19 protein-coding genes are annotated in these 23,825 nt (G+C 64.8%); 12 read left to right on the forward strand and 7 right to left on the reverse strand.

Annotation, left to right across the window (positions count from 1 at the left end; all coding sequences use genetic code 11):
* Positions 1-92 precede the first annotated feature (92 nt).
* Complete coding sequence (locus tag BPRO_RS00740) at positions 93-1,043, forward strand: helix-turn-helix transcriptional regulator (RefSeq protein WP_011481122.1); 951 nt, start codon at positions 93-95, stop codon at positions 1,041-1,043.
* A gap of 58 nt (positions 1,044-1,101) precedes the next feature.
* Here the strand turns inward: BPRO_RS00740 and BPRO_RS00745 are convergent, their stop codons facing one another.
* The gene (locus BPRO_RS00745; RefSeq protein WP_011481123.1) at positions 1,102-2,439 is read right to left on the reverse strand and encodes a D-amino acid dehydrogenase; all 1,338 of its coding nucleotides are present in this window, start codon (positions 2,437-2,439) and stop codon (positions 1,102-1,104) included.
* Positions 2,440-2,546: 107 nt separating this feature from the next.
* On the opposite strand from BPRO_RS00745, the gene BPRO_RS00750 reads away from it, so the two are divergent.
* From BPRO_RS00750 to BPRO_RS00760, 3 genes are all read left to right on the forward strand, one after another.
* The gene (locus BPRO_RS00750) at positions 2,547-3,461 is read left to right on the forward strand and encodes a LysR family transcriptional regulator ArgP (protein WP_011481124.1); all 915 of its coding nucleotides are present in this window, start codon (positions 2,547-2,549) and stop codon (positions 3,459-3,461) included.
* Between the two features lie 162 nt (positions 3,462-3,623).
* On the forward strand, positions 3,624-4,877 hold the full coding sequence (locus BPRO_RS00755; RefSeq protein ID WP_011481125.1) for an ABC transporter substrate-binding protein: 1,254 nt from the start codon (positions 3,624-3,626) through the stop codon (positions 4,875-4,877).
* A gap of 134 nt (positions 4,878-5,011) precedes the next feature.
* The gene (locus BPRO_RS00760; protein ID WP_011481126.1) at positions 5,012-9,076 is read left to right on the forward strand and encodes a PAS domain S-box protein; all 4,065 of its coding nucleotides are present in this window, start codon (positions 5,012-5,014) and stop codon (positions 9,074-9,076) included.
* Between the two features lie 39 nt (positions 9,077-9,115).
* On the opposite strand, the gene BPRO_RS00765 is transcribed toward BPRO_RS00760, so the two are convergent.
* Positions 9,116-9,667 carry a hypothetical protein gene (locus BPRO_RS00765; protein ID WP_011481127.1) on the reverse strand — a complete coding sequence of 184 codons (552 nt, stop codon included), beginning with the start codon at positions 9,665-9,667 and terminating at the stop codon, positions 9,116-9,118.
* Positions 9,668-9,972: 305 nt separating this feature from the next.
* On the opposite strand from BPRO_RS00765, the gene BPRO_RS00770 reads away from it, so the two are divergent.
* Complete coding sequence (locus BPRO_RS00770; RefSeq protein WP_049764189.1) at positions 9,973-10,548, forward strand: TetR/AcrR family transcriptional regulator; 576 nt, start codon at positions 9,973-9,975, stop codon at positions 10,546-10,548.
* Positions 10,549-10,840: 292 nt separating this feature from the next.
* Entirely contained in the window at positions 10,841-13,441 is a 2,601-nt protein-coding gene (locus BPRO_RS27875; protein ID WP_081430461.1) for a CHASE domain-containing protein, read from the forward strand.
* A gap of 45 nt (positions 13,442-13,486) precedes the next feature.
* On the opposite strand, the gene BPRO_RS00780 is transcribed toward BPRO_RS27875, so the two are convergent.
* Complete coding sequence (locus tag BPRO_RS00780) at positions 13,487-14,356, reverse strand: metallophosphoesterase (RefSeq protein WP_041388155.1); 870 nt, start codon at positions 14,354-14,356, stop codon at positions 13,487-13,489.
* Between the two features lie 186 nt (positions 14,357-14,542).
* On the opposite strand from BPRO_RS00780, the gene BPRO_RS00785 reads away from it, so the two are divergent.
* Together BPRO_RS00785 and BPRO_RS30045 are read left to right on the forward strand one after the other, a co-directional pair.
* Positions 14,543-14,965, forward strand: coding sequence for a VOC family protein (locus BPRO_RS00785; protein WP_011481131.1), 423 nt, complete (start codon positions 14,543-14,545; stop codon positions 14,963-14,965).
* A 171-nt stretch (positions 14,966-15,136) separates the two neighbouring features.
* Positions 15,137-15,313 carry a hypothetical protein gene (locus BPRO_RS30045; protein ID WP_198140970.1) on the forward strand — a complete coding sequence of 59 codons (177 nt, stop codon included), beginning with the start codon at positions 15,137-15,139 and terminating at the stop codon, positions 15,311-15,313.
* A gap of 50 nt (positions 15,314-15,363) precedes the next feature.
* Here the strand turns inward: BPRO_RS30045 and BPRO_RS00790 are convergent, their stop codons facing one another.
* Together BPRO_RS00790 and BPRO_RS00795 are read right to left on the reverse strand one after the other, a co-directional pair.
* Positions 15,364-16,374, reverse strand: coding sequence for a Bug family tripartite tricarboxylate transporter substrate binding protein (locus BPRO_RS00790; protein WP_011481132.1), 1,011 nt, complete (start codon positions 16,372-16,374; stop codon positions 15,364-15,366).
* Positions 16,375-16,623: 249 nt separating this feature from the next.
* Positions 16,624-17,580, reverse strand: a complete 957-nt coding sequence (locus BPRO_RS00795; protein WP_041389083.1) for a LysR family transcriptional regulator — start codon at positions 17,578-17,580, stop codon at positions 16,624-16,626.
* A 175-nt stretch (positions 17,581-17,755) separates the two neighbouring features.
* On the opposite strand from BPRO_RS00795, the gene BPRO_RS00800 reads away from it, so the two are divergent.
* Complete coding sequence (locus BPRO_RS00800) at positions 17,756-18,265, forward strand: hypothetical protein (RefSeq protein ID WP_011481134.1); 510 nt, start codon at positions 17,756-17,758, stop codon at positions 18,263-18,265.
* A 143-nt stretch (positions 18,266-18,408) separates the two neighbouring features.
* On the opposite strand, the gene BPRO_RS00805 is transcribed toward BPRO_RS00800, so the two are convergent.
* Positions 18,409-20,277, reverse strand: coding sequence for a phosphoenolpyruvate carboxykinase (GTP) (locus BPRO_RS00805; RefSeq protein WP_011481135.1), 1,869 nt, complete (start codon positions 20,275-20,277; stop codon positions 18,409-18,411).
* A gap of 411 nt (positions 20,278-20,688) precedes the next feature.
* On the opposite strand from BPRO_RS00805, the gene modA reads away from it, so the two are divergent.
* The 3 genes from modA to BPRO_RS00820 all read left to right on the forward strand — a co-directional run bounded on the left by modA (position 20,689) and on the right by BPRO_RS00820 (position 23,539).
* A complete protein-coding gene (gene modA / locus BPRO_RS00810) occupies positions 20,689-21,564 on the forward strand; it encodes a molybdate ABC transporter substrate-binding protein (protein WP_011481136.1) in 876 nt (291 codons plus the stop codon).
* Between the two features lie 118 nt (positions 21,565-21,682).
* Complete coding sequence (gene modB, locus BPRO_RS00815) at positions 21,683-22,351, forward strand: molybdate ABC transporter permease subunit (RefSeq protein WP_011481137.1); 669 nt, start codon at positions 21,683-21,685, stop codon at positions 22,349-22,351.
* A 36-nt stretch (positions 22,352-22,387) separates the two neighbouring features.
* Positions 22,388-23,539, forward strand: coding sequence for an ABC transporter ATP-binding protein (locus BPRO_RS00820; RefSeq protein ID WP_011481138.1), 1,152 nt, complete (start codon positions 22,388-22,390; stop codon positions 23,537-23,539).
* An 85-nt stretch (positions 23,540-23,624) separates the two neighbouring features.
* On the opposite strand, the gene BPRO_RS30050 is transcribed toward BPRO_RS00820, so the two are convergent.
* Positions 23,625-23,792: a hypothetical protein gene (locus tag BPRO_RS30050; protein ID WP_198140971.1), complete on the reverse strand. Its 168-nt coding sequence runs from the start codon at positions 23,790-23,792 to the stop codon at positions 23,625-23,627.
* Positions 23,793-23,825 lie beyond the last annotated feature (33 nt).

The raw sequence follows: 23,825 nt of genomic DNA on the forward strand, positions 1-23,825 counted from the left end.
TGAGCAGTGCTGGTCGTGAAGCACCGTAAAAATCCAGTCTAAAGAAGTAATAGGGCGATTTCAGTCCTAATTACGGAGTAGACTTTTTGACCATGTACTCTCCGACCACACGCGTGCTCACGGTGTTGGAATTGCTGCAGGCCCACGGCCGGCTGAGCGGCGCCGAGCTGGCCCGGCGGCTGGAGGTGGATGGGCGCACGCTGCGCCGCTACATCGCCAAGCTCGAGAGCCTAGGCATTCCGGTGGTGGCGGAGCGCGGTCGTTATGGCTGCTACAGCCTTGTCGCCGGCTTCAAATTGCCGCCCATGATGTTCACGGACGACGAGGCGCTGGCGCTGTCGATCGGCTTGGTGGCCGCTCGCGGGCTCGGGTTGGCCGAAGCGGCGCCTGCCGTGCAAAGTGCGCAGGCCAAGCTCGAACGCGTGATGCCCGGCAAGCTGAAAAACCGGATCCGGGCCCTGGGCGAGACGGTGACGCTGGACCTCACCCGGGCGGTCGCGCCCGGCGACAACACGGCGCTGCTGGCCCTTAGTGCGGCCGCCCATGGCTGGCAGCGCGTGCACCTGAGCTACCAGTCGGCCGACGGCGTGGTGACCGAGCGGGACTTTGATCCCTACGGCCTGGCCTACCGTGGTGGACGCTGGTACGTCGTCGGCCTGTGCCACCTGCGTGGGGGGCTGCGCTCATTCCGGCTGGACCGCGTGCAGCAGGTCCAGCCGCTCAATGCGGTGTTCACGCCGCCGGCGGATTTCAATGCGGTGCAGCACCTGGCGCTGGGCCTGGCCACCATGCCGCGGGCAATCACGGTCCGGGTGTTGTTGCACGCGGATTTGCAGTGCGCGCAACAGGCGCTTCCCGAAAGCATCGGCGTGTTCCAGCCGAGTGAAGAGGGGGTGTTGCTGCATAGCCAGACCGACCATGTGCCCTGGTTTGCGCGGCAGCTGGCACGGCTGCCGTTTGCATTCGAAATTCAGGAGCCGCCTGCCTTGCGCGAGGCGCTGCGTGCCTGGGCGCAACAGCTGCTGGACCAGCATGCGGCATGACACGCCATGTCCGCACGGGCCGCCCCAGGGCGTTGGGGCTTGTTCCTGTTGACAGGCCCTAAGTCGCCAGAGCCCTTTGCGGCTCGCTCGGGCGGGCAAATCCATAGAACCCGAAATCCATCGCCGGGACCTCGCCGCTGATCAGTTCGGCGATCGCCTTGCCCGAGCCCGCGCCATGCGTCCAGCCCAGCGTGCCGTGGCCGGCATTCACCCACAAACGGCCGACCCTGGTCCTGCCGATATAGGGGATGTTGGTCGGCGTGGCCGGGCGCAGGCCGGTCCAGAAATTCGGCTCGCCGCCTTGATCCGCCAACCGGGTGTCGCAGACGCCGGGCAGCACCTGTTCAATGCGGTCGGCCAGCATCTTGCAGCGGGCCTTGGCCAGCGGCGTGTCCAGCGACAGGTTGTAACCACCCACTTCGATGGTGCCGGCGACGCGTAGGTGGTCGCCCAGCCGGCTCATCGCGCACTTGACTTCGTCATCAATGGTGCTGACGAAAGGAGCCAGCTCCGGCTTGAGCAGCTTGAACGTGGCGCTGTAGCCCTTGCCCGGGTAGATGGGCAGATCGACGCCGACCGTGCGCAGCAGCGGCGCCGTGTAAGAGCCGCAGGCCGCCACCACCTCATCGGCCTTGAGGCGAACAATATTTTCGCGTTTTCCGTTTTCCGTACGGGCGCGAACCGCGACCGATTCGATCGCGCCACCGGCCTTTTCGAGGTGGTCAATGTCGTGGCCGTAGAGGAAGCGGACACCCCGGTCGGCGCAGCGCCGGGCCAGGGCCTGGGTGAACATGCGGGCATCGCCGCTTTCGTCGCTGGCGGTGTAGGTGCCGCCCACGATGCGGTGTGCAAAAGCCTGGAAGGCCGGCTCGATGGCGAGCAACTCGGCCGTGCTCACCACGCGCCGCGCCACGCCGTATTTCTGCATCAGCACAGCGGCGTCGCCGGCGGTGTCAAAGGATTTCTGGTCGGTGTAGTAATGCGCGATGCCGCGCTCCAGCCGCTTGTATTCAATGCCGGTGGCGTTCACCACTTCCTTCAGGGCGGCGTGGCTGTAGGCGCCCAGCGCCACCAGCTGCTGCACGTTGCGTTCAAAGGCGGCGTCATTGCACTGGGCCAGAAATTGCAGGCCCCAGCGCCATTGATGGATGTCCAGCTTGGGACGGAACAGCAGCGGAGCATCATTGCGGAACATCCACTTCAGCGCCTTCAGCGGCGCATCCCGGTTGGCCCAGGGCTCGCAATAGCTCACGGAAATCTGCGCGGCGTTGGCGAAACTGGTTTCCAGCGCCGCATCGGCCTGCCGGTCCACCACGGTCACGTCATGGCCGCGTTCCAGCAGGTGCCAGGCGGTGCTCACGCCAATAATTCCTGCGCCCAAAACAACAACTTTCATGACCGTTCCTTTCCGTGCATTCGAGTGTGCAGGATGTTGCTTTCAATTAAAAGAAAAATTAAACTCTTAGTGAAAACATCAGAACAGCTAATACTGAGGAAGCTCCCATGAGTACGTTTGACCCCGATGCGCTGGAGTGCCTGGCGGCGATTGTGGAAGAGGGTGGTTTTGAACGCGCAGCCCAGCGCCTGTCGATCACGCAGTCGGCGGTGTCGCAGCGTCTGCGCGCGCTGGAGGCGCAGGTCGGCACCGTGCTGATCGTGCGCAGCCGGCCGCTCAAGCCGACCTCCGCGGGCCAGCTGCTGCTCAAGCACACCAAGATGCTGCGTCTGCTGCGCGCCGACCTGGAGCGCGACCTCAAGGAGCTGGCGCCGAGCTGGCTGGGCGGCGCGCGCGAGGAAGAGCGCATCTCGATCGCCATCAACGCCGACAGCATTGCCACCTGGGCCATGCAGGCGCTGACCGACCTGGCGCAGCAGGGCCTGCCCATGGAAATCATCGCGGACGACCAGGACTTCACCCAGGAATGGCTGCGCGAAGGCCAGGTGCTGGGTTGCGTCACCACACTCAGGCAGGCCCTGCGCGGCTGCAAGGTGGTCTCTCTGGGCGCCATGGAATATGTCGCCGTGGCCGCACCGGAATTTGCGCGGGACCGGCTGGCCCATGCGACGCTGACCGCCCACAATTTTCGCGACATCCCCTTCGTGGCGTTCAACCGCAAGGACGACATGCAGAGCGAGTTTGTCGGCAAGGCCTTCGGGCTCAAGCGTGTCACGCTCAATCAGCTGTTTGTGCCGTCGTCGGAAGGCCAGGTGCGTGCGGTGCTGGCCGGTTGGGGCGCCAGCGTGGTACCGCGGCTGCTGGCGCAAGGGCTGATTGATCAGGGTCTGCTGGTCAATGTGCTGCCGACCTGCACACTGCCGATCCAGCTGTACTGGCATTGCTGGAATCTGGAGTCCGAGGTGCTGGATGCGCTCACCGCGGCACTGCGGCAGGCGGCGGCCCTGTCGCTGGTGCCTTGACGCGCCGGGCGACAGCCGCCAGCCTGCATGCAACCGAGAGCCGTTCCCCGCTGCCGGCCCGGAGGCTGACGGCTCGCTGACGCCTGTCCCTTTTTTAGGGGAAAGTCTGGTGCGTCCCCGCGCCCGGCGCCACCTATCCTGCATGGCTACAGGAGACACAACATGTTCATCAACTCACGTCTTGCCGGCTTCGGCGTTGCCGGTGCCGTTGCCGCCATCGTGGCGCTGGGCACCGCGCTGCCGGCGGCAGCCCAGGGGGTTTCCGCTGCGGCGGCACCTCCGTCCCCGGCCGCCAACACGCTCAAGATTGGCGTGATAGGTCCCTTCACCGGTGCGTCATCCGACTTCGGCGTGCCCATGCTCAACGGCATCCAGCAGGCTGTGGACGAGATCAATGCGGTGGGCGGCTACCTGGGCCGCAAGCTGGAGATTGTGCGCAAGGACGACAAGGCCAACCCCGATGTGGGCCTGAAAATGTCGCAGGAACTGGTCGCCGAAAAAGTGTCTGTAACCCTTGGCTTTTGCAATACCGGCGTGGCCGCCAAGTCGCTGGAGGTCTACCAGGCCAACAAGCTGCCACTGATCATTCCGTGCGCCACCGGCTCGCCGCTCACGGCGAAATACCCCGCAGCGGAGAGCTATATCTTTCGCACGTCGGCCAGCGACAGCATCCAGGCCCCGTTCGTCGTGGAGGACATCCTCAAGCGCGGCTGGAACAGGGTGGCGGTGTTTGCCGACACCACCGGGTATGGCGAAGCCGGCCTGCAGGATGTGGAAAAGGCGTTGGCCGCCAAAAACCTCAAGCCCGTTTATGTCGCCCGTTTTGCGCTGGGCGTGAAGGACCTCGGCGAAGAATTGAAGGCCGCCAAAGCGGCGGGCGCCAACGTGGTGTTCAGCTATACCGTGGGACCGGAGAACGCCGTGATCGCGCATGGCCGCCAGGCCCTGAACTGGAAGGTGCCGCAAGTGGGCGCATGGACCTTGTCATTTCCGTTTTTCATCGATGGCGGAAAGGATGCGGCCGATGGCGCACTGATGGCGCAGACATTCATTGCCGAGCCCAGCAACGAGCGACGCGCTTCTTTTCTGACCAGTTACGCCCGCAAATTCAATGTCAGGAAAATTCCGGTGCCCATGGCGGCTGCGCAGGGCTATGACGCCGTCTACCTCCTGATCTACTCGCTGTTCGGCATACGCGACGGCAACCTCAGCGGCCCTGCCATCAAGGCCGCCCTTGAAAGCAAGAGCCGCACCTATTACGGCGTGGTGGCTACCTATGACCAGCCTTTCAGCAAGCAGGACAAAGACGCCACCACGCAGAACATGCTGGTGATGGGCATGGTGAAAAATGGCGCAGTCACGTTTGCCTACCCCGAGGATGCCAAGCGCAACCTGTTTGTGCAGCGCAAGCAGTAGCCGCCCGCGCGCACCTGCAAGCCCGCGAGCCGCAGCCCGCGGCCGAGCCTATTTACAAACATCATCGCTTTCCGCACACTCGGGCAAGATGCGTGCATGGCGCTGCATCGCAGCGAAAGGCACAAGGAACCGGGATGCTGAGTTGGGGAGGGCTTCGTTTTCGTCTGGTGTGGCTGGCGCTGATTGCGCTGGTACCGGTATTTGGCCTGTTTGCCTGTACGGCCGCCAAAAACCAGCAAACGGCGCTTGAGCTGGCGCGGTCCAGGTTGCAGTCCGACGTGCTGCTGGCCGCGGCGCACCAGCAGCGTCTGGTGGATCGGGTCGCGCAGTTGCTCGGCGACATCGCCAGCGGGCCGTCGGTCAAGGACACGCGAAACCGGCTGTGCGTGCAGTACCTCAAAAACCTGCAATCGCAGGATGCGGCTTACGCCAACCTCGGCGTCGTGGGCCTTGATGGCAAGGTCTCCTGCCATGCGATGGATTCCGGCTTTGATGTGTATGCGGGCGACCGGCCCTTCTTCCAGCAGGTGCTGGCCGGCCGCAAGTTCTCGGTGGGTGAATACAGCACGGGGCGCGCCAGCGGGCGCCCCGGGATCAGCTTCGCCGTGCCGGTCTACAGCAGCGAGGGCATGCTCAATGGCGTTGCGTTTGCCGCTTTGGATGTCGGCAAGATGGCGCAGGCCCTGGCAGCAGGCCCGGTTCTTGACGGCGCCCAGCTGCGGCTGATGGACAGGCGCGGCACCATCGTGGCGATGCATCCGGCTGGAGCGGGCTTGCAGGGCACCCCCGAGCGCGATGCCGTGGTGCTGGAAGCCGCACAGGCCCAGCGCTCAGGAATACGCGAAGCGGTGGATGCGAACGGCGTGGGGCGCGTCTATGCGTACGCGCCGGTCGGTGGCACGGGGGGTGACGGTTTGTTCCTGGCGATCAGCGCACCGCGTGACGTCATTACCGCGGGTCCGCAGAAGACACTCCTCATCAACCTGCTGGCCCTGTTGGGCATGACGGCTTTTGGCATGGGCTGCGCATGGTGGCTGGGCGGGCGCTCGATTGTCAAACCGGCCGCCGCAATTTTGACAACCGCCAACGAGATTGCCGGCGGCAACCTGGCGGCGCGCGTCAGGCTCGGCCCGCTGCACCGGGGCGAATTCGGCGAAATCGGTTCATCCTTTAACCGCATGGCCGAGTCCCTGCAGGCGCGCCAGGACGAAGTAGGTGCTGCATTGGGCCGGGTGGACAAGGAGCGCGCCTTGCTCGACCTCATCATTAACAGCATGAGCGAGGGCGTGGTGGCGGTCGATACCGGGGGACGCTTCCTGCTGTTCAACGACACGGTGGGCAAGCTTTTTTCGGCCGCCGAGTTGGGCTCCCCGCTCGATGAGTGGCGCCGTGATCACGAATTGCTGGCGCTCGACGGCGAAACGGTCTACGCCTCTGTGGACCGGCCGCTAACGCAGGCCCTGCGCGGCGCTACGGTCGATAACCGGGATGTGCTGTTTCGCAAACCCGGCTTTGAAGACCGTGTCCTGAGGGTCAGCGCCAGGCCGCTGCGGGACCACGACAATCAACTGGTGGGCGCTGTGGCGGTGTTCAATGACGTCACCGACCTGAAGGCTGCGGAAAGTTTTTTCCGTGGCCAGCGGGAGGTGCTGGCGCTGATAGCCAGCGGCGCCCCCCTGTCGCAGTCGCTCGAAGCCATTGTGCGGCTCATCGAAGGCCGGGTGGCCGGCGGTCTGTGCTCCATCCTGCTGGTGGAGGGCCAGCAGTTGCACCATGGGGCTGCGGCCGGCCTGCCGGAGAGCTTTATGCGGCTGATCGACGGGCTTCCGGTTGGCCAGGGCGCCGGCGCCTGTGGCACCGCTGCTTTCCTGAAGCAAGCGGTGATTGTTGAAGACATCGCGACCGATCCCCTGATGAAGGACTTCCGCGAGGTGGCCAGGACCTACGGCCTGCAGGCCTGCTGGTCAACGCCGGTGATCTCGGGGGAGGGCGAGGTGCTGGCCACGTTTGCCGTGTACCACCGGACGCCCTGCAAGCCGCGGGACAAGGACCTGGAGCTGCTGGAAACCGGCATCCGGCTGGCGCGCATCGCCCTGGAACACACCCGTGCGCAGGCTGCGCTGGTGAGCAGCGAAGCGCGTTTTCGTGAACTGGCGGACAACATCCAGGATGTGTTTTACAACCGCGACGCCCGCACCGGCCGCATGTTGTATGTCAGCCCGGGTTATGAGCGGATCTGGGGGCTTAGCTGCGAGAGCCTCTACGCCGATCCCAAGTCCTATCGCGGTGCGGTTCTGCCCGAAGACCGGCCCGTGCTGGAGATGGCTGATGAGCTCACAGCGGCCGGAAAGGTTTGTGATCTCGAGTACCGCATCATCTCCCCGGATGGCCAGACGCGCTGGATACGCGATAACGCTTACCCGGTGTTCAATGCCGCAGGTGAGCTCGAGCGCGTGGTGGGCACGGCACGCGACATCACCGACCGCAAGCTCGCCGACCGGGCGCTGGACAGCACCAACCGTGCGATGCAGATGCTCAGCCGCTCCAGTGTGGCGCTGAACCGGATCGACGACGAGGCCAGCCTGCTGGCCGAGGTTTGCCGCGTGGCCGTCGAGGTGGGCAGCTACCGCATGGCCTGGGTGGGGTATGCCCGGGACGATGAGGCGCGCAGCATTGAGCCGATGGCTCATGCCGGCGAAGAGGCCGGCTACCTGGCGATGGTCAATGTCAGCTGGCAGGAGGACGATGCGACGGGTCAGGGTCCGGCTGGCCAGGCCATTCGCAGCGGGCAGCCACAGCAGACCGGGGACATCGCCGCTGCCAGCAACCATTTTTTCTGGCAGGAGGCGGCCCTGCAGCGCGGCTACCGAAGTGCCATCTGCTTGCCCTTGCGCGACGACGGGCGGCGCGGTTTTGGTGTGCTGTGCCTGTATGCCGCAGAGGTGCAGCATTTTGTCGCCGGGGAAGTCAGTCTCTTGCAGGAGCTCGCCGACAACCTGGCCTTTGGCATTGTCAGCCTGCGCGCCCGGCTGGAGCGTCGCCGCAGCGAGGAGTTGGTGCGCCAGACTGCCGCCAAGATGCGCGAACAGGCTTCGCTGCTTGACCGGGCGCAGGACGCCATCATGGTGCGCAACCTTGACAGAACCCTGCGTTACTGGAACAAGGGCGCGGAGCGGCTGTACGGCTGGACCGCCGAAGAGGTGCTGGGCAAGACCATGGACGAGTTCATGTACCGCAGCCCGCAAGTGCTCATCAGCGCGATGAACCGGACTCTGGCCAACCATGGCGAGTGGACCGGCGAGCTGGAGCAGGTGGCGCGCGATGGCTCCACCGTGTATATCGAGGCGCGCTGGACTGTGGTGCGCGATGAGCACGGCCAGGTCAACGGCGTGCTGGGCATCAACACCGACATCCGCGAGCGCAAGCGGGCGCATGAAGAAATCCTGCGTCTCAATACCAGCCTCGAAGAGCGCGTGCAGCAGCGCACCGCGCAGCTGGAGTTTGCCAACAAGCAGCTGGAATCCTTTTCCTATTCGGTCTCGCATGACCTGCGCACCCCGCTCAGTGCCATTGACGGGTTCAGCGATCTGCTCGACAAGGCGCTGGCCAAAACAGTCAGTGGTCCGCAGGCGGATCGCAGCCGGCACTACCTGTCGCGCATTCGTGCCGGTGTTTCACAAATGGGCGAACTGATAGACGCCATGCTGTCACTGGCCCAGGTCTCGCGCGCGAGCCTGCGATGGGAGACGGTGGACCTCAGCGCCCTCGCTCTGGACGTGCTGGCCCGCCAACGGGACAGGGAGCCCGGCAGGGTGGCGCAGCTGCAAGTCGATCCGGGCCTGGCGGCTCAGGGCGATCCGCGGCTGCTCCAGCAGGTGCTCGAGAATCTGCTGGGCAATGCCTGGAAATTCAGCGCCGGGACGGCCCGTACCGAGATCACCTTCGGCCAGCAGGCGGGCCCTGGCAGCGAAACGGTTTACTTCGTACGCGACAACGGCGCGGGTTTTGACATGGCGTATTCCGAAAAACTGTTCGGTGCCTTCCAGCGGCTGCATTCGCCGTCCGAATTTTCGGGAACCGGCATCGGCCTGACCACGGTGCAGCGAATTATTGCGCGCCATGGCGGCAGGGTCTGGGGCGAGGCCGCCCTTGGCCGCGGCGCCACGTTTTACTTCACGCTGGGCGCTGCGCGACTTTGAGCGGACGGGCCCGCGGCCGGCGCCGCAGGGGGCTCAAAGTTAAAGGCCATGCGTCAGCAGCGTCTCACGCAGGGTCTGGGCCTTGTCGGGATCAAACTGTCCCTCGACCCTGGCCAGTACGTCTCCCTGGCGGTTGATGACCACGGCATAGGCCTGCTCTACGCCATTCAGGCCTGCGGCCCGCACGAAGCTGGCACGGTCGGTGAACACCGGCACCAGCCGGGCCCGCTCGGTATCGGCGGTGTAGTGCTGCCGCAACTTGTTTTCAATCGCACTGCGGCCTGTCGGCGTTCCAGGGTCATGGAGAACGGGCATGCGCATCCAGGCAATGGACGGGTCGTTCTGCAAATTGAGTCCCTGGATCCAGCTCTCAGCCTGGCCGCGCTGGTCCCGCTGGAAGGTGATCAGCGCCAGCGTGCGCTCAGAGGGTAGCCCATCCGGCACTGCTACGGGTTGCTGCAGCAGCGTATGCGTCATGAAGGCCGGCAAGCGGCCCATCACGCTGGATTCGTTGGGTGCCACAAGCGCAAAAGCAAAGGCCAGGCTTGCTGCTCCAAGCCAGGCGCCAAGGTATGACGTTGTGTTTTTCATGACGCGCTCCCTGGGGGAGTCAGTCCCGCGCAAAAAATGAATGCTGCCCTGGACCTCGATCCATCCCTGAGTGCAACTTACATCCAAACGCAGGCTTTGCGCAAATCAACAATTGGAACAAAGTGTGAATACCGCTGGGTAGCGCCGTGCTCAACAGGTTCACCAAACATCTGGCGCGTCCGGCTTGTGGCCTAAAATGCGCCATGCCCCCCCGTAGCTCCGTCACCGTCAACCGTGCCGTACCTGCCGCTGCAAAAATCAGTGCGCTCAAAGCCGGCCCGGCCAGGGTTTCCTTCAAGGTGCAGATGTTGCAGGCGCGCGAGGAGGCGATTGTCCAGGCCACCAATCGCCTGCTGGCCGAAAAAGGCTTCGACCTGATGACGGTTGACGAGGTTGCCGCCGAAGTCGGTATTGCCAAGGCCAGTCTTTACAAGCACTTTTCCAGCAAGGAAGACCTCGCGGCGGCCGCCATGGTGCGGGTGTTGGGGCATGCCCGGACGTTTCTGGCCGGGCTGGCCGCCGACGCGCGGCCGATCGAGCAGCTCAAGGCCGTGGTGCGCTGGATGATGCAGATGCGGCTGGCCGGCGAGATGCCCTCCCTGCCCAGCCAGAACTCCAGCCTGCGTGCGGCGCTGATGGCCAACAAGGCCTATCTTGACGGGTTGATGGTGATCAGCGACCAGATCGGCGGCTGGATTGAACAGGCGCAGCAGGATGGCAGTCTGAACCCGGCCTTGCCCCCCATTCTGGTGCTCTACACGCTCTATGCGCGGGCCTGCGACCCGGTGCTGGAGTTTCTGAAGGCCGGTGGACAGCACAGCGACGCGGAGATCGTCGAGCTGGTGGTGGGCACCTGTTTCGAGGGGTTGAGCAGTCGGTAACCACGCCTGTGCAGCTGTGCCAGCGCCCGATTCGCCTGACATTGCATAACCTTTCTTGCGTGACCTTTCGGGCGTCACTGCTGTCCCGCAGGTGGGGGCTATTTTCATGTTGGGAAAGATTCGATGGGGGCACTGCGCTTGAAGCCATGAACATTGCATCACACAGGAAACTCTTGCGGCTTCAGCCCGCATCCGCGCCTCGGCCCGAGATGCGGGCGGTGTGGCCCTGTCATGCGCCGGCTACCGACGTGACCTCCCATGTGCCTCTTTCGCGACCGGTTGTCGTCCTGCCATGAGCCGGCAGGTAGTGCCCGCTGAACCGCCCTCCATCAACCGCCAGCGCGCTGCCGCGGGCATGGCGGGGCTGGCACTGGCGGTGGGGCTGGTGTTCACCGGGCTGGGCGCGTTCTGGGTGCATGACAGCATCCAGGCCGAAGCCAGGGCGCGCTTTGGTCGCCAGGTGGACCGTCTCCAGTCCGATGTGGAAAATCGCCTGAACGCGCCCTTGGTGGGCCTGCGGGGCGCCGCCGGTGTCTATGCGGCCAGCCATTCGGTAGAGCGTGCTGAATTCCGTGCCTACGTGGAGTCCCTGCAGCTGCAGCGCGATTTCCCCGGTGTGCGCGGCTACGGCTTCCTGGCATGGATGCTGCGTGATGACCTGGGCCGCTTCGTCAGCGCGGAACGGGGCGATGGCGCACCCGCCTTTTCTGTCAATGCGGCCGGCAGTGCACCCGACCTTTACGTGGTGAAATACATCGAGCCGGAGGCCGACAACCACCCCTTGCTCGGTGAGGACCTGGGCGCCGACGCTGTGCGTCGCGAAGCCATCGAAGGAGCCCTCGCCACCGGCATGCCGACACTGAGCAAAGCGGTCATGTTGTCGGGAGCGTCCCGGCAGGAGCGCGGGTTTGTCTACCTGCTGCCGGTTTTCCGCACCGGCACCGACCCCTCCACGCCGGCGCAACGCCGCGCGGCCCTGGTGGGGTTGCTGTTTGCGCCTCTGGCGGTGGGCGAGGTCATGAGTGGTGCGGTTGCGGCTGTGCAGGGGCAGGCGGACTTCGAACTCTTTGACGGTGCCAGGGCCACGGCGGATCAGCTGATTTATGACTTTGACGGGCACCTGGCCGCCGTCAGGGGCGAGATTGGCCCGGCGCACTATGCCGACCGCCTGCTTCACGCGTCACGTGCCATTTCAGCCGGTGGGCGCACCCTCACGCTGCATGTCAGCTCGACAGCCGCTTTCGAGGCGCAAGCCGCGAGCCCCTTGCCGGCCCTGCTGGGCCTGGGCGGCGCAGCGCTGAGCCTGTTGCTGGCGATCTGCATCTGGCTGCTTGGCAGCAGCCGGGCGCGAGCCCTGGCTGCGGCCCAGCGCATGACCCTCAGCCTGGCCCATGAGCAGCAGCGTCTGCTCAGCATGGTGGAAGGTACCAATGTCGGAACCTGGGAGTGGAATGTGCAGACCGGCGAGATCCGCCTGGACGAGCGCTGGGCCGGAATCATCGGCTACACGCTGGGCGAGTTGCAACCGGTCAGCATCCAGACCTGGCGCGGCCAGTCGCACCCCGATGACCTGGCACGTTCCGATGCGTTGCTGGAGCAGCATTTTGCCGGGCAGACCTCCTACTATGACTTCGAGGCGCGCATGCGCCACAAGGATGGCCGCTGGGTCTGGGTGTTGGTGCGGGGCCGGGTCTCGGCGTGGACCGATCGCCGCAGGCCCGCCCTGATGGCGGGCACCCTGATGGACATCACCGAGCGCCAGATGGCCCAGCTGGCTCTGCGCAACAGCGAGGAACATTTCCGTCAGCTCTATGAGACCAGCCTGGACGGCATTTTGCAGACCCGGCCCGATGGACAGGTGCTGCATGCCAACCCGGCCGCCTGCGAGCTGTTTGGCATGAGCCTGGACGAACTGCGGCAGCGTGGCCGGCACGGCCTGGTCGACCCCGGCGACGCGCGCCTGGAGCCGTTGCTGGAGGAGCGCCAGCGCGAAGGCAAAGCTTACGGCGAACTCCGGATGCTGCGCAGTGACGGTTCCTATTTCGAGTGCGAACTGTCATCATCGATGTACCTCGACCAGGGCAATCAGGCCTGCGCCAACATTGTTTTGCGCGACATCACCGTGCGCAAGCGCTCGGAGGCGCGCATCACGGAACTCAATACCGAGCTGGAGCAGCGGGTCAAGCGGCGTACCGCGCAGCTGGAAGCGTCCAACCGGGATTTGCAGGAGTTTGCCCATTCGGTGGCGCATGACCTGCGCCAGCCCATCATTGCCATTGGCGGCTTCAGCGGTTTGCTCGAACGCATGGTGACAGACCCGCATGGCAAACATTACCTCGCGCGCATCAAGGCTGGCGTCCAGCAGGCGGGTGAGTTGACCGAGGCCCTGCTCGCGCTGGCCAACCTGTCGCGCGTGCAGTTGCGTCCGCAGGCGGTGGACCTCAGCGCCATTGCGCGCAGCGTGATGGACAACCTGCAGCAGCAAGACAGCAGACGCGTGGCCAGCATCTGCATCGAGGGCAACCTGGTGGTGCAGGCCGATCCCATGCTGCTCCGGCTGGTCATGGAAGAGCTGTTGGGCAACGCCTGGAAATTCACCTCGCGGCAGAGCTGCACCGAAATCAGCTTTGGCGTGCGCGAGGTGGCGGTGGGTGAGGTCGCCCAGACCGTCTATGAGGTCAGGGACAACGGGGTCGGTTTCGAGATGGCACACGCCGGCAAGCTGTTTCGCAGCTTCCAGCGCCTGCACTCGCAGGTGGATTTTCCCGGTGTGGGGGTGGGCCTGGCCAACATCCGCAGAATCATCGTGCGCCATGGCGGGCAAATCTGGGCCCAGTCGGCCATTGGCCAGGGTGCCAGCTTCTGTTTCACGCTCGCATATCCCCGGCCTTGAGCGGGCTGGGGATGCCGGCTTGAAGTGCTATCAATTGTGTAGCTTTCAATCCTTGGAAAAAGAGGGCGGTCCAATTTCGATCAGCAAATCGGGCTTGAACGCCAACTGCTCGCCTTTGCGCGCATAGCCCAGCGGGTTGGCCATTACGCGGCAACCGTCCTTCACGTAATCAACCGGGCAATGCAGGTGGCCATGCAGCCACAGATCCGCGCCGGCAAACAGCTCGTCCAGCGAATTGCAAAATCCCGCCGTGCCCGGCACCAGGCCATAGCGTGGGTCAGCACTGAGCAGGCTGGGAGCAAAGTGTGTGATCACTACGGTGGGCCCGGCAAAGGGTGCCGACAGCGCCTGCCGCAGCCAGGCCTGGCTTTTCAGGCCTTCTTCACGGACGGCATCGGCCAGCATGGGCTGACCGCCGCGGAAGGCATGGTGCCTGTTCAGGTAAAAATTGGCCGCGCGAAAGGCTTTTTCGCGGGCCTTGAGCAGCGCTTCCTCCGTCACCGGCCCCGAGCGCGCCGCGGCGATGCCCAGCGCATCAAAATCGGTCCACAGCGTGCAGCCGACAAAGCGCACGCCCTGCAGCACAACGGTGTCACGCTCCAGCCAGACCATGCCCAGCCGCTCGCAGGTTTCCCGCAGCCGCGCTTCGGTCTCATCAAAATCCAGCCCGTCGTATTCGTGATTGCCGGGCAGGAAAAACACCGGTGTCGGCCAGCCGGCGCCGCCCTGGCTGACCGGCAATGGCGAAAACCGCGCCAGGCCAAAATCGCCGATGTTCAGGCTGCCCAGTTGCGAGCCATTCTGGTACGAGCCGATGTCGCCGGCCAGCACCAGCAGGTCGGCGCCGGGCAGGGGCTGCGCCCTGAAATGGGGATCGGATTCGAGATGCAGGTCGGACAGGAGCTGGATGTTCACCGGGTGATTGTGCGGTAAGAGCGCTGCCCCTCGCCATTGCCCCCGCCATGTGTGCACCGCGGTCATGAGCTTGGGCTTGAAAAAAGCGTGCCGGGTGATAGGCTGGCTCTTTCACTCTTTCACTCTTTCACTCTTTCTTCATTTCTCTACGCCTGAAGCGTCAAAGCCATCACCGGAGAAGCTGCCATGAAACCGCGCATTACCCTGATCACCCTGGCCGTCGACGACCTGCAGGCCTCCCTGGCCTTCTACCGCGACGGGCTCGGACTGGCCACGCAGGGCATCGTGGGCGAGCAGTTCGAACACGGTGCGGTCGCCTTTTTTGACCTGCAGTCCGGGTTCAAGCTGGCGCTGTGGCCGCGCGATTCGCTGGCGCATGACACCGGCCTGGCCAAATCGGCGCGCAGTGCCACCGAGTTTTCGATCGGGCACAACGTGGCGACACGGGAAGAAGTGGACGCGGTGATGGACCAGGCACGGCGGGCGGGCGCGAAAATCGTCAAGCCAGCCCAGTCCGCGTTCTGGGGCGGCTACGCCGGCTATTTCCAGGATCCGGACGGCCACCTGTGGGAGATCGCCTGGAATCCCCAGTTCGGTCTTGCAGATTAGGGTTGTGTGTGGGCCGTGCCTGGCAGGGCCCGTCACCCCGGGTCATGTCCGGCCGCGCGGCAAACTATGCGGGTTTTGCATGGACATGGCCTGGATGCGGCTTGTAAACCTAGGGAAAACCCTTAATCTAGGTTCATTGCAACTTTCTCGCCCCTTTGGGCGACCTCGAACATGTACACCCTGATTTCCCTGATCGTCCGTTTTTTGCCCTCGGCGCAGGGCGCTGCCCCGGTCCATGGGGTGGCGCACAACCTGATGGAGCGTGCCGAATCGCGTGCCGGCCGGCATCCGCACCAGGCGCAGGAGCTGCGCGACGCCGCCCGTGCCTATCTCAGCGTGATTCGCTGAAGCCGCCGCAGGCCCGGGCGGGGCCGCGTGCCGCGTTGTTGCTGCGTCCGTTAAAGCTTGACGCCTGCGCCTTTCACGGCCGGAGCCAGCACGGACACCTGCTCCTTGACAAAGCCGGTGAAGGCCGCGCTGCTGACCGGGCTGGTGGAAATGCCCAGGTCCAGCATTTTCTTTTTGATCTCGCTGCTGGCCAGTATCTCGTTGCACGCGGTATTGAGCCGCGTCACCAGGTCGGCGGGCAGGTTGGCCGGCCCGCTCAGGCCAAAAAAGTTGTCCAGCACCAGCTTGCGGTAACCAAACTCGACCACGCTGGGCACATCGGGCACCAGGGGTGAGCGATTCGCCGAGGTCACGGCCAGCGGCACCAGCTGGCCGCTCTTGAAGTAGGGCACAAAGGCGGTCAGCACATCAATGCCGATGGGGATCACACCGGCGAGCAGGTCGGTCGTCATCGGCGCCCCGCCGCGGTAGGGAATGTGCACCAGGTTCACGCCCATGGCTTTTTTCATCAGCTCACCGTAGATGTGGCCAATGGACGCCGGGCCGCCCGAGCCAAAGTCGAGCCGGCCGGCCTTGCGCGCCTGGGCTTCCACATCGGTGATGGTCTTGATCGGGGCGGCCGGGTTGGCCATCACCACGCAGGGCGCGTTGCCGATCAGCGCAATATGGGTAAAGCCGGCCACCGGGTCGTAGGGCTGCTTTTCCAGTGCAAAGGGGCCAATGGAAATCGGCGTGGAATTGCTCAGCATCAGGGTGTAGCCGTCGGCGGGCGCCTGCGTGACCACCAACCCGCCCACGCTGCCACCGGCGCCGGGCCGGTTGTCCACCACCACCGCCTGGCCGAGTTTTTTGCCCAGCTGTTCTGCCATGACCCGGGCCACGATGTCGCTGGCGCCCCCGGCAGGGAAGGTGACCACGATCTTGATCGGCTTGTCAGGCCAGGCGGCGAGCGCCGGCAGCGCCACGCTGGCAGCGCCGGCGGCCAGCACCTTCAGGGCGGTGCGGCGCGGAAGCCGCGTCGTGGAAGAGGCGAGGGTGGCGGGCAAGAGGGGGCAAGGCATGGCGGGCTCCTGAAAACAGTGGGTGTACAAAACTGTATGCAAAAAACATGCCCCGGCCTGCCGAGGCCTTGCTGCTGAACGTTGGAGGGCGTCCCGGTGCGGCTATTTCGCTACCAATGAAACAGCTGGATTCCCCGATATTACTGGGCTGTGGCCGTGTTTTGTCCCCAAAGAGATGCGAGAAGTGGCGAGAAGGGGCGGCACATGCCTTCTGCACCAGTTCATCAACGCCGGCGCCCGCGCCCGATGTCAATTCGAAAAGGCCTTGTCGGCCGCCCGCAGGACCGCCTCGCGCAGCCACACATGGGCGCCGCGTTGTTGCGAGCGGCGATGCCACACCGCATCCACATGCACCGCCGACACGTCAAAGGGCAGGGGACGCAGCACCAACTGCTCAGCGATACCGGTGACGCGCACAAAATGGCGCGGCAACACCGTCAGGAGGTTGGAGTTGGCCACCACCCGCCCCGCCGTGAAGAACTGGTTGACGGTTAGCACCACCTGACGTTCTCTTCCCAGCGAGGCCAGCGACTCATCAATAAAGCCATAGGGCCGGCCTGAAAAACTGACCAGCATGTGCCGCGCGGCGCAGAAGCGGTCGAGCGTCAGGGGCCCGCTGGCCAGCGGGTGCCCCTTGCGCATCACGCAGACATACTCGCCGTCATACAGTCGCCGATGCTGGAAGGGCATGGGCTCGCCGCTCTGGGCGTGGGCCGTCAGGTCGGCCAGCACCGAGGGGAAATAGCCGACGGCCAGATCGCAGGCTTGCTCGTCCAACAGGCGCCGCGGGTCGCGCGTGGTCAGCGGTATCACCCGCATCGACACCCCCGGCGCCTCCTGCTCCAGCGTCTCGATCAGCCCTGGTATCAGTTCGGCTGCCGTGGCATCGGCCATGGCCAGCACAAAGGTGGTGGTGGCTTGGCCGGGCACAAATTCGTCGGGGATCAGCGATTCCTGCAGCCGCTGCAGGGCTTCCCGCACCGCCGGCCAGATGGCGCGCGCGCGGGGCGTGGGCGCCATGCCCTGACCGCTGCGCTGCACCAACTCGTCTCCCAGCGTCTCGCGCAGGCGGCGTAGCGCATTGCTCACGGCCGGCTGGGTCAGCGACAGATTGCGCGCCGCCCGTGTCAGGCTGCGTTCGGCCATGACCTCGTCAAACACGCGCAGGAGGTTCAGATCGAGGGTACGGAAGTTGGTTGGGTTCAAGGGGCGCTCCTTCGTCAGCGGGCCAGGTGGCATGGTTTGGATCGACTTGTATATCACCATTGTGAATGACATTCATCATAAAGATAAAGTTGAACAACATTAGTAATTACCCTAATATTCTCCTACCCGCTGCCAATCTTGCCAGTCGGGCAGTTAACCAACGGAGGAGTTCGCCATGACCAGCTTTGTCAATATCAAGTATTCCAACCAGCACCCCGGCGTTGCCCGTGTTGAGTCGGCCATTGATGCCGCCAGGCAGCTGCGTCAGGGATTCTCCGGCACGCGCGGCCTGGCCACGCTGCTGCTCTCCGCCATGGCGGCTGCGGTCATGGTGGTCGCCTACCAGGTGATGGACAGCGTCACTGAAGGCCATCTGCTGGTCATGTGGATCGCGCTCTGGGCCGCGGCTTTCGCTGCGCTGGCGCTGTTTGCGGGCACCGCGCGCCGGCTGGCCACCCAGCTGAAAACCGGTCTGGCAGACTGGTCGCAAAGCCTGGCACAGGCCCGCGCCGACCAGCGCATGTGGGCTGCGGCCAGGAACGACTCCCGCGTGATGGCCGACCTGCAGGCCGCCATGTCGCGTCAAGAAGCCGCAGCTGAGGCCGCGACACCGGCCACGGCCGCAGAGCGCACCGTGAAACTGGGCAGCTCGGTGATGCGTGCTTACCAGCGCAACTACATTTGAGCTGAGCCCGGGCCGCTGGACGGCCACTTCATGGAAAAAAAGCCACCTCATGAGGTGGCTTTTTTTCGTCTGGCTCCAGCTTGTCGAAACGTCAAAGTGCCAGAGACAGCCCGGGCGCCAAGGCGCCCGGGCGCGGGCGGATGTCAGGCCGCCAGCCGGCGCTCGATGGCGGACATGGTCTGGTCCAGTTCTTTCGGCAGGTGGTGTTCAAGCTGCTTGAACAGTTCGGCGTGCAGCTCCAGCTCCTTGAGCCAGGCGGCCTTGTCCATGCTGATCACGCTGTCGAACTGCTCGGCGCTGAAGTCGAGGCCGGTCCAGTTCAGGTCTTCGTAGCTGGGGCTGACGCCGGTGATGTGGTCATTGCCCTGGCCGCTGCCTTCGATGCGGTCAATCATCCACTTCAGCACGCGCATGTTCTCACCGTAGCCAGGCCAGACGAATTTGCCATCCGCACCTTTGCGGAACCAGTTGGTGGTGTAGATTTTCGGTAGTTTGGCGCCGGAACCGGCGAGCTTCTGACCCATATCCAGCCAGTGCTGGAAGTAGTCGCTCATGTTGTAGCCGGTAAACGGCAGCATGGCGAACGGGTCGCGGCGCACCACACCGGCCTGGCCGGTCGCGGCAGCCGTGGTTTCGGAGCCCATGGTGGCGGCCATGTAGACGCCTTCCACCCAGTTGCGCGCCTCGGTCACCAGCGGCACGGTGGTCGAGCGGCGGCCGCCGAAGATGAAGGCGTCGATCGCCACGCCTTTCGGGTCGTCCCAGGCGCTGTCGAGCGCCGGATTGTTGGTCGCGGCCACGGTAAAGCGTGAATTGGGATGTGCGGCCTTGGCGCCGGTTTCCTTGGCAATCTGGGGTGTCCAGTCATTGCCCTGCCAGTCGATCAGGTGGGCCGGCAGTGCCTTGCCGGGTGCATCCTGCTCCATGCCCTCCCACCACACGTCGCCATCGTCGGTCAGCCCGACGTTGGTGAAAATCGTGTCGCGGTCCAGGCTGCGCATGCAGTTCGGGTTGGTCAGCATGTTGGTGCCGGGCGCCACGCCGAAGTAGCCGGCTTCCGGGTTGATGGCATACAGCTTGCCGTCGGCCGCGGGCTTGATCCAGGCGATGTCGTCGCCGATGGTGGTGACTTTCCAGCCGTCAAAGCCGGCGGGTGGCACCAGCATGGAGAAGTTGGTCTTGCCGCAAGCCGACGGGAAGGCCGCTGCGACATGGTATTTCTTGCCCTCAGGGTTGGTCACGCCGAGAATCAGCATGTGCTCGGCCAGCCAGCCCTCGTCGCGGCCCATGTTGGACGCGATACGCAGCGCAAAGCACTTCTTGCCCAGCAGCGCATTGCCGCCGTAGCCCGAACCGTAGGACCAGATTTCGCGGGTCTCCGGGTAGTGCACGATGTATTTGGTCTTGTTGCACGGCCATGTCACGTCTTTCTGGCCGGCGGCCAACGGCGCGCCCACGGTGTGTACGCAGGGCACGAAGTCGCCATTGACGCCCAGCACGTCGAACACCGCCTTGCCCATGCGCGTCATGATCTTCATGTTGACAGCCACATAAGGGCTGTCCGACAGCTCGACGCCGATGTGTGCAATCGGCGAGCCCAGCGGGCCCATGCTGAAAGGCACCACATACATGGTGCGGCCCTGCATGCAGCCGTCAAACAGCGGCTGCAGCGTGGCGCGCATCTCGGCCGGGGCCATCCAGTTGTTGGTCGGGCCGGCGTCTTCCTTGCGGGCCGAGCAGATGTAGGTGCGGTCTTCCACGCGCGCCACGTCGGAGGGGTCGCTCAGCGCCAGGAAGCTGTTGGGGCGCTTGGTTTCGTTGAGCTTTTTGAAGGTGCCGGCATCGACCAGCTGCTGGCACAGGCGCTGGTATTCGGCGTCGCTGCCGTCGCACCAGTACACGCGGTCGGGTTTGCACAGGGCCACCATGTCGGCAACCCAGGCAATCAGTTTTGCGTTCTTGACATAGCCGGGCGTGCCCAGTTCCAGTCCTTGCATCACGGGGTGGTTCATTGAAAACTCCAAAGTTGAAAAACGTTATTTCGATAAACGCCGGTGAATGTGGGCAATTGCGGCGGCAGTTGCTGCGACATCGGGCGTCTGTCGAAATGGCGCTGGGTGCCGATTGACGCGAGGCCGGCTCCGGCCCGAAACAATCGGCGACTACCATCGGACAGGTCTCGGCCGGCGTACGGAACCGCAACCGGAATTGCGGTGGCGCCAGGGCAGAAAGCGGCTGAGGGGCTGCTTGTGGGCTGCGTCAGGGGCCGGCCAAAAATTCATTTTAAGAAGATCGCGACGGGTTACCCGCCAGTTACGGTCAAAAGATATGCAAAACTTGCATGAGGTTATGCATGAATTATGCGGGCCATATGGCAGCCGTGAGCTGCCCGCCTCGATGCAAGGACAGGGAGAATTGATTTCATGAAAGCCGCCTTTCTGTACGCCCTGGTCGCGTCGCCACGCAGCGTGCTCAAGGCATGGATCCGGCGCTGGTCGGGGGGGGCACCTCGGCGCCGCGTGGCGGCGGCAGGCCTGCTGCACCTTGCACTGGCGCTTCAGCTGGGCTCCGGACTGGTGAGCCCGGCTTCGGCGCAGGATGCCGGGTCCTCCAGGCCCGCGCTGATCGCGGCAGCCGCCAATCTGCAACCGGTACTCGCAGAGCTGGTGCCGCTGTTTGAGCGGGGCCAGAAAAGTCGGGTCCGGGTCAATATCGGCTCGTCCGCCAACCTGGTGCGGCAGATCCAGCAGGGTTTGCCGGCCGAACTCTTCCTGTCGGCCGACGAGGACTTCGCGCTGCGCCTGGCCGACGCCGGGCTGACACCGGATCGCGGGCTGGTGTACGCCACCGGGCGCCTGGTGCTGCTGGTGCCGGCCGGCTCCCCGCTGGCGCTGGACCCGCAGTTGCGCGGACTGAGATCCGGCCTGAGCCAGGTGCAGAAATTTGCCATTGCCAACCCGGAGCTGGCGCCCTATGGCCGGGCGGCGGTGCAGGTGCTGCAAAAGCTGGATCTCTGGCCCGCCCTGCAGGGAAAAATCGTGCTCGGGGAAAACATGGCCCAGGCCACGCAGTACGTCAGCACTGGCGCGGCGCAGGCCGGCATCACGGCCCTGTCATTGGCGCTGGCGCCCGAGCTGGCGACACGCGTGCGTTATGTGTTGCTGCCCGATGATCTGCACGCGCCGCTGCGCCAGCGCATGGTGCTGCTGAAGAACGCTGGGCCCGCTGCCCATGCGTTTTACGAATTTCTGCAGTCAGCGCCCGCGAAGGCCGTGCTGATGCGCTACGGCTACGTTTAAGGCCGTGGTCTCCATGGCCAGGACATCAGGTTTCCTGCTGCGGCTGGCGGCCTTTGAGGGCACTTCCTGCATTTCGTGCATTTCCTGCCTTTGCAAGCGTTTGCGACAATAGGCCGCTATGGACTGGCAAGCTGCCCGCGTATCCCTGACCCTGGCCGTCTGTTCGGCGGCCTTGCTGTTGCCGCTGGGCGTGTGGCTGGCGCGCTGGCTCGCCGTCACGCCCTGGCGTGGCCGGCCCGTGGTCGAGGCCCTGCTGATGCTGCCCCTGCTGCTGCCGCCCACGGTCGTCGGCTTTTACCTGCTGATCACGCTGGGCCAAGGCTCGGCAGTGGGCGGCTGGCTGGCGCGCGCACTCGGCTTGCGGCTGGTCTTCAGCTTTGAGGGCCTGCTGCTGGCGAGCGTGCTGGTCAACCTGCCCTTCATGGTCCAGCCGCTGCAGCGCGCCTTTGCCGCCATTCCCGGCAGCCTGCGCGAAGCGGCCTGGGTGTGCGGCCTGAGCCCCTGGCGCGCCTTCTGGAAAATCGAGCTGCCGCTGGCCTGGCCCGGCCTGCTGGCCGGTGTCGCCCTGACGATGGCGCACACGCTGGGCGAGTTTGGCGTGGTGCTCATGGTTGGCGGCAGCATTGCCGGCGAGACCAAAACCCTGTCGATTGCGATTTACGACCGGGTGCAGGCCTTTGACATGCCCGCCGCCCACGTGATGGCGCTGGTGCTGGTGCTGGCTTCGCTGGGCGCGCTGGCCCTTGTTTTTGCGGCCGGCAAAGCGCGTCCGCTGCAGGAACGATAGCGCCTGGCGCTGTCACCTTGCCCGTCCCGAGTGCCCATGCTGCAGGTCTCACTTCAAAACCACGGCCCGATCCGGCTCAATGCCGACTTTGACTGCGCCCCGGGCGAGTTGCTGGCGCTGCTCGGCCCCTCGGGCAGCGGCAAGACCAGTGTGCTGCGGGCGGTGGCGGGCCTGCTGCAAAGCCCGGGCCTGCAGGGCCGCGTCAGTGTCGGTACCGATGTGGCGGATGTCTGGTTTGACAGCGCGGGCGGCATCCGCCGGGCGCCGCAGCAGCGCCGCGTCGGCCTGGTGTTTCAGCACTATGCCTTGTTTCCGCATCTGACTGCTGTTGAAAACGTCGCGCTTGCGGCTCATCCGGCAAAGGCGACAGCCTATTTTGATGCCCTGTTTGAGCGCATGGGCCTGGCTGGCCTGCAAGCCCGGCGGCCCCATCAGTTGTCCGGTGGCCAGCAGCAGCGTGTGGCACTGGCGCGGGCGCTGGCGCGGGAACCCCAGGTGCTGCTGCTCGACGAGCCCTTTTCGGCGGTGGACGCGCCGACGCGCCAGGCGCTGTATCACGAGCTGGCGGTCCTGCGCCAGAGCGTGGCGATTCCCATGGTGCTGGTGACACATGATCTGAACGAAGCGCGCCGGCTGGCCGACCGGGTCGTGATCCTGGATGCCGGCGAGTCGCTGCAGGTGGGCCCGCCCGCCCGGGTCTTTGCCAGTCCGCGCAACGCCCGCGTTGCCGAACTGGTGGGCATACAGAATCATTTTCAGGGACGGTTTTTTTCCAACAGGCCTGCCGATGCGCCCGGTTTTGGCCGCCTGGTCTGGCATGGCCAGGCGCCAGCCGGTGCTACCCCGAATAGCCTGCCGGGCGCAGCGGACGTCACCCTGGCGGTGATTGACAAGCGGCGGCTGGACGATGGTGCCGAAGTGTCGTGGGTGGTTGCCGGTGAGTTGCTGGACCTGTCGGCCACGCCATCGGCGCAGGCGGTCAATACCTTTGCCTGTACCCTGCGGGAAGTCCTGCCGCTGGGCGAGATCAGCCTGTGCACGCTGGTGCCATTGCAGCTGCCATCGCAATGCCTGACACTGAACCTGTCGACGGCTGCCCTGCGGCAACTCGGCGCCGCGCCCGGCAGCATGCTGCATCTGCACATTCCGCCGCAAGCCGTTCACATCATGCCGGTGCGGCAGGGCTGAAGGGCCGGACAACTGACAGGCGCGCGGCTTGCCCAACGAAAAAGTCCGCCTGTGGCGGACTTTGGCATTCCCGGCAGGGGGTGTATCAGGCCAGAAATACGGCGATGAAAGCCAGCAGGAACATCAGCACGCCACCGACGACAGGCAGTACCAGGGGCATCAGCGGCGCGATCGCATCCACGACATCCTGCTCTTCGGCAGGGGTGGGGCTGCTGTGCGCTGCAGGGGTGGTGTGGTCGGCTGAGCTGGACATGGTGGTTCCTGGATTTCTTGGTAACTTGTCGGA

Origin of the sequence: Polaromonas sp. JS666, assembly GCF_000013865.1 — a bacterium.
In the GTDB taxonomy this organism is placed as follows: Bacteria; Pseudomonadota; Gammaproteobacteria; order Burkholderiales; family Burkholderiaceae_C; genus Polaromonas.